Raw genomic sequence first — 12,059 nt, forward strand, 5'->3', positions numbered from 1 at the left:
ATACAACCCATTCACTCGGCACCAAAGCTTCACAGCGAGCCTCTGGCGCCGTCCCGACCAGCGCTTTTCAATGGTCTGCACCATGCCGAACCTTCGTGCCCTGTTCCGTGCCGCGTGCACGCTCCGGCGCCCCGCACAGGGCTCCGCCGGACTGCCCGCGGACGACGAGGTGCTGCTCGACGCCCCCGACGAGCGGCTCTCCCCCGCCCTCGTCGCCGCCGCCCTCGGGGAGTACGGACCGGCCGCGAAACTCCTCGCCACCACCCGGGACGGTGCCGAGTGGGAGAACCGTGACCGCTACCTCGGCAGGCTCGTCGCCTTCGCCCGCAGCCGCGACGGCTGGCTGTCCGACTGGCTCGCCGCCGCCCCGCACGACCCTGACGCGCTGCTCGTCAAGGCCCAGCTGGCGGTCGGCCGGGCCTGGGAGTCGCCCGCCCGGGCCGAACAACTGCGCGAGGTGGGGCCGCTGATCACCGCGGCGGCCGAGAGCGATCCGCGCGACCCGGTGCCCTGGCGCCTCGCGCTCGACCACGCGCGCGGCACCCACGCCACGCACACCGTGTTCGAGGCGCTGTGGGAGCAGGCCATACGGCGTTCCCCGCACCACTACGGCTGTCATGTCGCGGCACTTCGGTACCTCTCCGCGGCCTGGTACGGCTCGCACCGCGAGTGCTTCGACTTCGCCGAGCGGGCGGCCGAGGACTCGCTGCCCGGCTCGCTGGTGCAGGCGCTGCCGCTGCGGGCCGCCTTCGCACTGCTGATCGAGGGGCCCGGCGCCCGGACCACCTCGGTGCAGGAGGAACGGATCGACGCGGCGGCGGATCTGGCCATCGCGCTGTCCGCCACGTTCGCGCCGGGCGACCCCTGGCCCGCCGAGGTCCGCAACCTGCTGGCGTTCGTGCTGGTCACCCGGGGCCGCTGGGACGAGGCGCTGGAACAGTTCCGGCGGATCGGACCCCACGCGGCGTCGTTCCCGTGGTCCTCGGTCGCCGAGGATCCGCTCGACCGGTTCCTGGCGGCACGGGACGACACGCGGCTCCGGGCGGCCTGCGCGACACCGATCCCGGGACGGGCCGACCGACGCGGGCCCGGCGGCCATTACGCTTGACCGTTGTGACCACCGCTCGCCTGCCTCTGTTCCCGCTGAACGCGGTGCTGTTCCCCGGCCTCGTGCTGCCGCTGAACGTCTTCGAGGAGCGTTATCGCGCCATGATGCGCGAGCTCCTGAAGACCGACGAGGACGAACCCCGCCGCTTCGCCGTGGTCGCGATCCGCGACGGCCGCGAGACCGCCCCGACGGGCGCCGGAATGCCGGACGCGGTGAACGTCCCCGCCGAGCGCGGCCCCGCCGACGGCTTCGGCCCCGACCCGGTCCAGACCTTCCACCGGGTCGGCTGTATCGCCGACGCGGCGAAGATCCGGGAACGGCCGGACGGCAGCTTCGAGGTCCTGGCGACCGGCACCACCCGGGTCAGGCTGCTCTCCGTCGACGCGAGCGGCCCCTTCCTGACGGCCGAGCTCGAAGAACTGGACGAGGGGCCCGGCGAGGAGGCGGGGGCGCTCGCCGAGGGCGTGCTGCGGGCCTTCCGCAACTACCAGAAGCGGCTGGCCGGGGCGAGCGAACGGTCCCTCACGACCGGAGCGGACCTGCCCGACGACCCCACCGTCGTCTCCTACCTGGTCGCGGCGGCGGCCGTGCTCGACGTACCGACCAAGCAACGGCTGCTCCAGGCGCCCGACACCGCGACCCGGCTGCGCGAGGAACTGACGCTGCTGCGCTCCGAGACCGCCGTCATCCGTCATCTGCCGTCGCTGCCCGCGGTGGAGCTGACCCGCGCCCCGTCCCACCCCAACTGATCCGACCGATCGAGGACCGTTCCCCCGTGGCGAAGAAGCCGAAGAAGCAGCAACAGTCCGGCGGCACCCCGGCCACGGTCGCCCTGACCGCGTCCGGCACGGCGTTCACCGTCCACTCCTACGACCACGACCCGGCGTCCGCCTCCTACGGCGAGGAGGCGGCCCAGGCGCTGGGCGTATCCCCCGACCGGGTCTTCAAGACCCTGGTGGCGGACGTCGACGGCACCCTGACCGTGGCGGTCGTCCCGGTGGCCGGCAGCCTGGACCTCAAGGCCCTGGCCTCAGCGGTGGGCGGCAAGCGGGCCACCATGGCCGACCCGGCGGCCGCCGAACGCACCACCGGCTACGTGCGGGGCGGCATCTCCCCCCTGGGCCAGCGGAAGCGGCTGCGCACGGTGCTGGACGCGTCGGCACGGGCCCACAGGACGATCTGCGTCTCGGCGGGCCGCCGCGGCCTGGAGGTCGAACTCTCCGCAGCGGACCTGGCATCACTGACGGGCGCGGTGTTCGCGGAGATCGGCCGGGGATAGCCGGGCTCCGAGCCCGTCCGGCACGCTACGACTGCGCCGGCGGCACCGCCGCCCCGCCCCCGGGTGCCCCGGGCGCACCCGGCACCCCCGGGAACACCCCCCACTCCGGCTCCGGATCCCGCGGCCCGAACAACGCGGTCAGCCCGAGATGCACCGCCATCGCCCCCAGCGGCCACGCCAGCAGCGCGCCCTTCGCCCGCAACTGGAGCGGCGCGTCGAAGACCACACCCTTGCCGACCGCCCGCGCGTGCGCGACCACGTCCTGGGTCGGACCGAGCCACACCCCCAGCCGCCAGGCCAGCAGCGAACCGAGCAGCCCGCCCAGCGCGAGCCCCACCACCAGGGCGATCCCGCCGCGCCGCTGGAACCAGAAGACCAGCGCCGCGGAGACCGCCCCGAAGGCCAGGCCCAGCAGCACGAACGTACCGTCGGCGCCGATCGCCTCCTCGCCCTCGCTGTCCTTCAGATAGACGGCGGTGCTGTCGGAGATCAGCGGGACCTTCGGTGCCAGCCACAGCCAGAGCAGACCGAGCGCGACACCGGCGACGACGAGGAGCAGGGCGACGACCACGGCCCGCCGCAGTTCCGGCGCGAGAGCCTTCTCCTCGGGCGCTCCCGGCAGCCCCTTCGGCTGGTGCGCACCGATCAGGTGGGAGCCCCCCGGGCCACCCCAGTTCGGCGGGGTCTGCCAGGGATCGTTGGACGAGGGCTGGTGAGGCGGTGTCAGAGGTGCGGTCACCGTGCCATCGTGCCAGGCGCCCCCGCACCGCGCCTCACCGGACCGCTGCCCTGCGGTACGCCCAGGTCGCCACGGCCAGCGAGAGGACGCCGACGACGGCGCAGACGGCGAGGTCCAGCGCGACGACCGCCCAGTCCGGGTGGGCGTCGAAGGACCGCGAGAGCGCCTCGACACCGTAGGTCGAGGGCAGCAGATCGCGCGCCCAGTCCACCGGCGCGGGCAGCCGGTCGGCCGGGAGCACACCGAGCAGCAGCGCCGCCGACATGCCCAGCTGCCCGAGGAGAGTGGCCAGCTCCTGCCGGGGAGCGAGCAGCCCCAGCGCCGCGCCCAGCCCGGAGAGCGCCGCCCCGGAGAGCGGGATGACGGCGACGAGCACCCACAGATGCGTCAGCGGCAGCCCGAACAGCACACTGCCGGCCACGGCCGTGACGATCGTGCCGGGCACGGTGAAGGAGGCGTACGCCCCGGCCGCGCCGAGCACCACCGCGGCAGGCGGCACCGGCAGGGTGGCGTAGTGGTCGAGTCCGCCGCCGGCCCGCAGCTGTCCGAAGTACTGGGCGAGGAGATTGAGCGCCACGAAGGCCACGACGAGGACGCTGGAGCCGGCCACGACAGCCCGCGCCTCGGAGCCGCCGTCGACGACCCCGCGCATCAGCACCATGATGCCGACGGACTGGAACGTCGCGACGAAGAGCAGCGGGATACGGGCGACCCTGGCCCTGGAGAGCTGGGCACGGTAGACGGCCGCGAGCGCGGGGAACAGCCGGGCCCGCGGCGCGAGCGGCGCGGGCGGCGCCCCCTCGTCGGCGGCGCCGTCACCGGAGGGACCGGCCCGGCCGTCCTCCGCGGCCCGGACGGGTCCGGTCACCGCGTGCGCGGGAACGATGCTCGTCACCTGGCGCTGCTCCTGTTCGCTCCCTGTCCGGCCGCGTACCCGCACCCGGTCGTCCCGCTCACCGCGGTCATGACTTCACCAGTCCCTTGGTCGCGTCCCCGCCGAGCGCGAGATAGACGTCCTCCAGGCTGGGCGTCGCCAGCGTGAAGTCGTCGAGGGCGGCGAAGGCCGCGCCGCCGGTGACCGCGGCGACCGCCGCCCGTGCCTCGTCGGGGCCGAGCCGCAGCACCCAGCGCCGCCCGGACTCCTGGGCCGAGGCGCGCAGCGCGGCCACCTCGGGTACGTCCAGGGGCGCCCGTTCGCGCCACACCAGCTCGACCCGGACCTCGCCCGCGACGCGTTCCTTGAGCCCGGCCGGGGTGTCGCAGGCGATGACCCTGCCGCGTTCGATCACGGCGACCCGGTCGAGGACCGTCTCGGCCTCGATGACGTTGTGGGTGACGAGCAGGACCGTCGTGCCGCGCTCGGCCCGGCGCCGGTCCACCGCGGCCCAGACGGCGCGCCGCGCGACGGGGTCCATGCCGGTCGTCGGCTCGTCCAGCACCAGCAGCGGCCGCTCGCCCACCAGCACGGCCGCGAAGCAGGCGAGCCGCCGCTGCCCCCCGGAGAGCTTCTTCAGCGGGCGCCCCGCGATCTCGGTGAGGCCGAGTTCGTCGAGCACGGCGTCGCGCTCGGCGCGGGCGTCCGCCGCCGTGAGGCCGCGCAGCCGCCCGGTGGTCTCGGCGGCGAGCGACACGGTCAGTTCGTCGAGGGCGGTGGACTCCTGCCCGAGGTAGCCGATCAGCCGGGAGGCCCGCTCCGGGTGGCGTACGAGGTCGTGGCCCAGCACGGTGACGCTGCCGGAGTCGGGGCGCATCAGTCCGGTGAGCTGCCGTACGAGGGTGGACTTGCCGGCGCCGTTGGGGCCGAGGAGTCCGAAGATCTCGCCGCGCCGCACGTCCAGGCAGATCCCGTCGGTGGCGCGTACCTCGGGTGTGGCGGGTGCACCGCGGCGGCCGCGGGCGGCGGGATAGGTCCTGACCAGATCACGCACCGCGCACACGGTCCCGGTCGCCGGCTGCGCCTGTGCTGTGCCCGTACTCACGAGGTACGAGGGTACGGGGTCGGATGCCCCGTAATGCGCCCGGGGCCACACCGGCCGGGCTCCGCCGGGGCGATCGGCGCCCGGGTCGCCCGTCCGTGGCCGCGCCCGGCGGTCAGCCGGCGGACGGGGTCGTCCGCTCCGCCGCGGGGGTGTGCTCGGCCGCGGCGCGTACATCGATCTCCCGCCAGAACCCCGCCCGGATCGCGTAGCGGTCGTGCTCGTCGATCTGGTCGTCCTTGTGGGCGAGCAGGCCGAACCGTGCCGCGTATCGCAGCAGTTCGCCGTCGATCCGGTGCGGGATGCGCGGGTACATGGTCGACAGCTTCTGCAGGTGGACGGTCTCCGGAAGCCGTTCCATCCAGCGACGGGCGAAGACCTGGCCCACCTCGAAGGGGTCTCCGCCGACGGTGGTGATGTCCTCCTCGCGGTCCGCCCAGCGCTGCTCGGCGCTGGTGAGCTGGGCCAGCGTCGGCAGGGACGCGGTCTCGGCGGGCTCGCCCAGCGGTCCGCCGCGGTCCGTCCAGCTCTTGTCCGAGGACCAGCGCAGGGTCGCGCCGGGCTGCGGGAGGTGCCGGTCGGGCTGGGTGCCGGGACCGCGCAGGCTGCCCGCCAGGTCCTTGGGGGTGGGGACGCCCTTGGCGGCGTGCACGGGGCGGTCGGTGGCGGCGCTCTGCCCGGACGGCGGGGCCGCGTCGTCGTCGGCTGCCGCCCGGGCCTCGGCGGCCCGCTCGGCGGAGGCGGCGAGGGCGGCCTCGGGCAGCGGTGCGGAGAGGATCGCGGCGATCTCCGGGCCGGGCGCGGGCGGCGGGGCGCAGACACCGCCGGTCTCCTTGGGCCGTACGGCCTGGGTGATCCAGGCCCGGTCCAGCACCCTTCGTTCGTCGGCCTCGGCCACCAGGTCCTCGGACTGGTTGTAGTCGCCGTCGGCGGCCTGGACGGCCCACAGGTGGACGGCGACGCCGTGTTCCTTGGCGGACATCAGACCGGGCAGCAGGTCGCCGTCGCCGGTCACCAGCACCACGTCGGAGCAGGCCCGGTTCCTGGCGAGCTCGGTGAGCTCGGCGTGCATCGCGGCGTCGACGCCCTTCTGCGCCCAGCGCCCGTCGCTGCGGGTCAGGGCGCCGAGCCGGACGGTCACCCGGGGCATCACGCGCAGTCTGCGGTGCTCGGGCTGCGGCACGCGGTCGGGGGCGCCGTCGAACCAGTAGATCCGCAGCAGCGGCTGCTGCGTATCGGCCTCGGCGCGCTCGCGCAGGCCCCGGATGAGGGCCGCGTGGTCGACCGTGATGCGGGAACGGGCGGGCTCCCCGGCCAGCAGGCTCGCCGCTGCGCCCAGCAGGTACCCGGCGTCCACCAGAACGACGCAACGGTCCACGCGATCCACCCTCTTCCGGAAGTTCGGGTGCGGTCTTTGCCAAGGGTTTCCTTCGAGTCTGCCCGACCGCGCAGGGGTTGACGTCCGGAACTCGATCATCGGCGTGGCGGATCGGGAAAACGACGCGTCCCCGCCCCTCACTACGCACGGTAATGATCCAAAATGCACGGGTTACCCCGCTATGTGAATCTGAACGCGGTCCTGGCCCCGAGAGTCCCCGTAGGAGGAACACCATGGCCAAGAACAAGAACCGCAAGCAGAGCAGCCGGCAGAACCACGCGTCCGGTCCGGAGCGCGGCGCGGAAGAGACCAAGACGAGCGCGTACGAGTCGCAGATACAGCCCCAGTCGCAGGCCCAGGGCAGCCCTGCCGACGTTGCCCGTAAGCACCAGCGGCGCTTCGGCCACAACTGACCGGAGCCGTCCCTGGTCCGGACTGCGGCCCGATGACCGAGAGGGGCGCCCCCGCTTTCGCGGGGCGCCCCTCTCGTACGTCCGTGCGGGAGAGCCGGCTCAGCCGGCCAGGCAGGACGGGCCGAGCAGCACCTTCAGGTCACCGAAGAGCGCCGGGTCGGGCTTGACCCGGTGCCGGTCGAGCCGGAGCACCGTGGTCTTGCGGGGGCCCTGGAGCCTGATCCGTACCTCGGTGTCGCCCCGGTGGCTGCTGAGGACCTCGCCGAGGCGGCTGACCATCGGCGGGGTGATCTTGACGGTGGGGATGGTGAGGACCACGGGGGCGTTGGTGCCTGCCGACGAGATGTCGGGGACCTGCATCTCCATGGCGACCAGCCGGGGCACGTCCTCGCGCTTGTCGAGGCGTCCCTTGACGAAGACGACGGTGTCCTCGACGAGCTGGGTGGAGACCAGCTGGTAGGTGGCGGGGAAGAACATGCACTCGATGGAACCGGCCAGGTCCTCGACGGTGGCGATGGCCCAGGCGTTGCCCTGCTTGGTCATCTTGCGCTGGAGGCCGGAGATGATGCCGCCGACGGTGACGATGGCGCCGTCGGCGTGCTCGCCGCCGGTCAGCTGGGAGATCGAGGAGTCGGCCTTGTCGGACAGCACGTGTTCCAGACCGAAGAGCGGGTGGTCGGAGACGTACAGCCCGAGCATCTCGCGCTCCTGGGCCAGCAGGTAGGACTTCTCCCACTCGATGTCGGAGAACTCCACGTCGAGCCCGAAGCCCGGCTCGTCGCTCTCCTCCTCGCCCATGCCGCCGAAGAGGTCGAACTGTCCCTCGGCCTCCTTGCGCTTGACCTGCACCACGTTGTCGATCATCGGTTCGTGGTGGGCGACCAGGCCCTTGCGGGTGTGGCCCATCTCGTCGAAGGCGCCGGCCTTGATCAGCGATTCGACGGTGCGCTTGTTGCAGACGACCGCTTCGACCTTGTCCAGGAAGTCGGGGAAGGTGCTGTACTTCCCCTTCGCCTTGCGGCACCGGATGATCGAGTCGACGACGTTCTGACCGACGTTGCGCACGGCGGTGAGGCCGAAGAGGATCACGTCGTCGCCCTGGGCGGCGAAGTTCGACAGGGACTCGTTCACATTGGGCGGCAGCACCTTGATGCCCATGCGGCGGCACTCGTTGAGGTAGACGGCCGACTTGTCCTTGTCGTCCTTGACCGAGGTCAGCAGCGCCGCCATGTACTCGGCGGGGTAGTTCGCCTTGAGGTACGCGGTCCAGTAGGTGACCAGGCCGTACGCGGAGGAGTGCGCCTTGTTGAACGCGTATCCGGCGAACGGGACCAGCACGTCCCACAGGGCCTTGATCGCGGCGTCGGAGAAACCCTTCTCCTTGGCCCCCGCCTCGAAGAGGACGAAGTTCTTCGCCAGCTCCTCGGGCTTCTTCTTGCCCATCACACGGCGCAGGATGTCGGCCTCGCCGAGCGAGTAGCCGGCGACGATCTGGGCGGCCTTCTGCACCTGCTCCTGGTACACGATCAGGCCGTAGGTGAGGCCGAGGACCTCCTTGAGGGGCTCCTCCAGCTCCGGGTGGATCGGGGTGATCTCCTGGCGGCCGTTCTTGCGCTCCGCGTAGTTCGTGTGCGAGTTCATACCCATCGGGCCCGGCCGGTACAGGGCCGAGACGGCGGAGATGTCCTCGAAGTTGTCGGGCTGCATCTGGCGCAGCAGGGAGCGCATCGGCCCGCCGTCGAACTGGAACACGCCGAGCGTGTCACCGCGGCAGAGCATCTCGTACGTCTTGGGGTCGTCCAGCGGGAGGCCGAGCAGGTCCAGCTTGACGCCCTTGTTGGACTCCACCATCTTCACGGCGTCGTCCATGATGGTGAGGTTGCGCAGGCCCAGGAAGTCCATCTTCAGCAGGCCGAGCGACTCGCACTGCGGGTAGTCCCACTGCGTGATGGTGACGCCGTCGGTGTGCCGCACCCAGATCGGGGCGTGGTCGACGATCGGCTCGCTGGACATGATGACGCCGGCGGCGTGCACGCCCATCTGCCGGACCAGGCCCTCGACGCCCTTGGCGGTGTCGATGACCTTCTTGACGTCCGGCTCGTTCTCGTACATCCCCCGGATCTCGCCCGCCTCGCTGTAGCGCGGGTGCTTGGGGTCGGTGATGCCGTTGAGGTCGATGCCCTTGCCGAGGACGTCGGCGGGCATGGCCTTGGTGAGCCGGTCGCCCATCGCGTACGGGTAGCCGAGGACCCGGGCGGAGTCCTTGATGGCGTTCTTCGCCTTGATCTTGCCGTACGTGCCGATCATGGCGACCTTGTCGGCGCCGTACTTCTCCGTCACGTACCTGATCACTTCGACGCGCCGGCGCTCGTCGAAGTCGATGTCGACATCGGGCATGGAGACGCGCTCGGGGTTGAGGAACCGCTCGAAGATCAGCCCGTGCTCGATCGGGTCGAGGTCGGTGATGCCCATCGCGTACGCCACGATCGAACCGGCGGCGGAGCCCCGGCCGGGGCCGACCGCGATGCCGTTGTTCTTCGCCCACATGATGAAGTCGGCGACGACCAGGAAGTACCCCGGGAACCCCATCTGGATGATGATGTCCATCTCGTACTCGACCTGCTTCTGCCGGTCCTCGGGGACGCCGCCCGGGAAGCGCCGGTCCATGCCGACGCGGACCTCTTCCTGGAACCAGGTGATCTCCGTGTAGCCGTCCGGGATGTCGAACTTCGGCATCAGGTCGCGCTTCTCGAACATGCCGGCGGTGTCGATCTGCTGCGCGACCAGCAGGGTGTTGGCGCAGCCCTCCTGCCAGGCGTCGGAGGAGTCGACGGCGTACATCTCGTCGGTCGTCTTGAGGTAGTAGCCGGTGCCGTCGAAGCGGAAGCGGTCGGGGTCGGAGAGGTTCTTGCCGGTCTGGATGCAGAGCAGGGCGTCGTGCGCGGTGGCCTCGTGCGCGTAGGTGTAGTGCGAGTCGTTGGTCACCAGCGGCGGGATGTTCAGCTTCTTGCCGATTTCGAGGAGCCCGTCACGGACCCGGCGCTCGATCTCGATGCCGTGGTCCATCAGCTCCAGGAAGTACTTGCCCTCGCCGAAGATGTCCTTGTAGTCGGAGGCGGCCTGGACGGCCTCGTCGAACTGGCCGAGCCGCAGCCGGGTCTGCACCTCGCCCGAGGGGCAGCCGGTGGACGCGATCAGGCCCTCGGACCACTGGGCGATGGTCTCCTTGTCCATGCGCGGCCACTTCTGGAGCCAGCCCTCGGCGTACGCGTCGGAGGAGAGCCGGAAGAGGTTGTGCAGCCCGGTGCTGTTCGCCGCCCAGATCGTCTTGTGGGTGTAACCACCCGAACCCGACACGTCGTCGCGCTTCTGGTGCGGCTGGCCCCACTGGATCTTCCGCTTGTGCTTGCGCGACTCCGGGGCGACGTACGCCTCGATGCCGATGATCGGTGTGACGCCCGCCTTCTGCGCCGAGTGGAAGAAGTCGTACGCCCCGTGCAGGTTGCCGTGGTCCGTCATCGCGATGTGCGACATGCCCATCTCGTTACAGGCAGCGAACATGTCCTTGAGCCGCGCGGCACCGTCCAGCAGCGAGTACTGGGTGTGGACGTGAAGGTGCGTGAAAGGCGGCTTGGTCACGGCGCTGTGCCTCCGGGAAACGGGCGATGGCGGGCTGGGGGGACAGCGTGGAAGTCTACGTCTTCGAGGTGACGGACGACGGGCACTCCCGGGTACGGTCGCGCGTTGGAAGGGCGAGGAAGCCCGTCCCATTTGTCATGTACTTCGTCATACACGCCAGGTACCAGGAGGCACCCAGAGATGTCGGAAGCGCAGACCGGCGCGGCACAGCGCGGGGAGCAGATTCTTGAGGTCTTCTACACCGCGTTCGGGGAGCTGCTGGCCGCCGATCCGGCTGCCTTCCGGGTCAAGTTCCGCAAGATGGCGGGCTCGGCCTTCGCCTTCTACCGGGGCACGGCGTGCCTGTTCTACAACGACCTGGAGCGGGAGCGGCACGGCGGCCCGTACCTGGACGAGCGGACCGGCCGGGTGTGGATCCACGGCGATCTGCACGCGGAGAATTTCGGCACGTACATGGACGCCAACGGCCGGCTGATCTTCAACGTGAACGACTTCGACGAGGCGTACGTCGGCCCGTTCACCTGGGACCTGAAGCGGTTCGCCGCCTCCGTCGCCCTGATCGGGTACGCGAAGGCGCTGGGGGACGAGCAGATCAGCGAGCTGGTGCGGGTCTACGCCACCGCCTACCGGGAGCGGATCCACGCGCTGGCGACGGGTGCGAAGAACGACGAGCTGCCGCCCTTCACGCTGGACACGGCCGAGGGCCCGCTGCTGGGCGCGCTGCGCGACGCCCGGTCGCTGACCCGGTTCTCGCTGCTGGACTCGATGACGGAGATCCGGGACTTCGAGCGCCGGTTCACCCCGGGCGGCGGCTCGATCGATCTGGACGCGGCGACGCGCTACAAGGTGCTGGCCGCCTTCGACGGCTATCTGGAGACGCTGCCGGAGTCGAGCCTGACCCGCCCCGACTCGTACCGGGTGAAGGACGTCGTCGGCCGTCGCGGCATCGGCATCGGTTCGGCCGGGCTGCCCTCGTACAACATCCTTCTGGAGGGCAACAGCGACGCCCTGGAGAACGATGTGGTGATCTACCTCAAGCAGGCGCAGACCCCTGCCGTCTCCCGGCACATCACGGACACCGCCGTGCGCGAGTACTTCCAGCACGAGGGCCACCGCACCGTGATCTCGCAGCGCGCCCTGCAGGCGCACGCCGACCCGTGGCTCGGCTGGACCGAGCTGGACGGGGCGGGCCAGCTGGTCGCCGAGGTGTCGCCGTACGCGGTCGATCTGGACTGGTCCGACATCGACGAGCCGGAGGAGATCGCGGCGGTCGTCGCCGATCTGGGCCGGGCGACGGCGACGATGCACTCCGCGGCGGACGACGAGAGCGGCCACTCGCTGGTGCCGTTCTCCACCGAGCGGGCGATCGACGCGGCGATCGCGGCCGACGAGGAGGGCTTCGCCGGTCTGCTGGTGGACTTCGCCCACAGCTACGGCGCCCGGGCCCGCGCCGACCACCAGATCTTCGTGGATCTCTTCCGCAATGGCCGTATTCCGGGGCTGTAGCCCCCCGTTGTCCGCCCCTTT

The 12,059-nt window shown here is 71.3% G+C and carries 10 protein-coding genes; 5 read left to right on the forward strand and 5 right to left on the reverse strand.

The genetic code is table 11. The features are described 5' to 3' along the window. The first annotated feature begins 82 nt into the window (after nt 1–82). The 3 genes from ACWCPY_RS07765 to ybaK are packed head-to-tail and all read left to right on the forward strand — an operon-like array spanning nt 83 to nt 2,387. Nucleotides 83–1,108, forward strand: a complete 1,026-nt coding sequence (locus tag ACWCPY_RS07765) for a hypothetical protein (RefSeq protein ID WP_451263439.1) — start codon at nt 83–85, stop codon at nt 1,106–1,108. 5 nt (nt 1,109–1,113) lie between these two features. Further along, entirely contained in the window at nt 1,114–1,857 is a 744-nt protein-coding gene (locus tag ACWCPY_RS07770; RefSeq protein ID WP_451263440.1) for an LON peptidase substrate-binding domain-containing protein, read from the forward strand. 26 nt (nt 1,858–1,883) lie between these two features. Continuing rightward, nucleotides 1,884–2,387 (forward strand): Cys-tRNA(Pro) deacylase, encoded by a 504-nt coding sequence (ybaK, locus tag ACWCPY_RS07775; protein ID WP_451263441.1) that lies wholly within the window; start codon nt 1,884–1,886, stop codon nt 2,385–2,387. Between the two features lie 25 nt (nt 2,388–2,412). Here ybaK and ACWCPY_RS07780 read toward each other — a convergent pair whose 3' ends face one another. The 4 genes from ACWCPY_RS07780 to ACWCPY_RS07795 all read right to left on the reverse strand — a co-directional run bounded on the left by ACWCPY_RS07780 (nt 2,413) and on the right by ACWCPY_RS07795 (nt 6,489). Continuing rightward, complete coding sequence (locus tag ACWCPY_RS07780; RefSeq protein WP_451263442.1) at nt 2,413–3,126, reverse strand: ABC transporter permease; 714 nt, start codon at nt 3,124–3,126, stop codon at nt 2,413–2,415. A gap of 34 nt (nt 3,127–3,160) precedes the next feature. After that, a complete protein-coding gene (locus ACWCPY_RS07785) occupies nt 3,161–3,889 on the reverse strand; it encodes an ABC transporter permease (protein ID WP_329817160.1) in 729 nt (242 codons plus the stop codon). Nucleotides 3,890–4,088: 199 nt separating this feature from the next. After that, nucleotides 4,089–5,063, reverse strand: coding sequence for an ABC transporter ATP-binding protein (locus ACWCPY_RS07790; protein WP_451263492.1), 975 nt, complete (start codon nt 5,061–5,063; stop codon nt 4,089–4,091). Nucleotides 5,064–5,217: 154 nt separating this feature from the next. Next, complete coding sequence (locus ACWCPY_RS07795) at nt 5,218–6,489, reverse strand: NYN domain-containing protein (RefSeq protein ID WP_451263443.1); 1,272 nt, start codon at nt 6,487–6,489, stop codon at nt 5,218–5,220. A gap of 224 nt (nt 6,490–6,713) precedes the next feature. On the opposite strand from ACWCPY_RS07795, the gene ACWCPY_RS07800 reads away from it, so the two are divergent. Then, nucleotides 6,714–6,893, forward strand: coding sequence for a hypothetical protein (locus ACWCPY_RS07800; protein ID WP_451263444.1), 180 nt, complete (start codon nt 6,714–6,716; stop codon nt 6,891–6,893). 99 nt (nt 6,894–6,992) lie between these two features. Here the strand turns inward: ACWCPY_RS07800 and dnaE are convergent, their stop codons facing one another. Then, complete coding sequence (dnaE, locus tag ACWCPY_RS07805) at nt 6,993–10,532, reverse strand: DNA polymerase III subunit alpha (RefSeq protein ID WP_451263445.1); 3,540 nt, start codon at nt 10,530–10,532, stop codon at nt 6,993–6,995. A gap of 180 nt (nt 10,533–10,712) precedes the next feature. Between dnaE and ACWCPY_RS07810 the strand changes: the two genes are divergently transcribed. Beyond that, nucleotides 10,713–12,038 carry a DUF2252 domain-containing protein gene (locus ACWCPY_RS07810; RefSeq protein WP_451263446.1) on the forward strand — a complete coding sequence of 442 codons (1,326 nt, stop codon included), beginning with the start codon at nt 10,713–10,715 and terminating at the stop codon, nt 12,036–12,038. The last annotated feature ends 21 nt before the right edge of the window (nt 12,039–12,059 follow it).

The sequence above is a fragment of the Streptomyces sp. NPDC002403 genome (genome assembly GCF_053593015.1).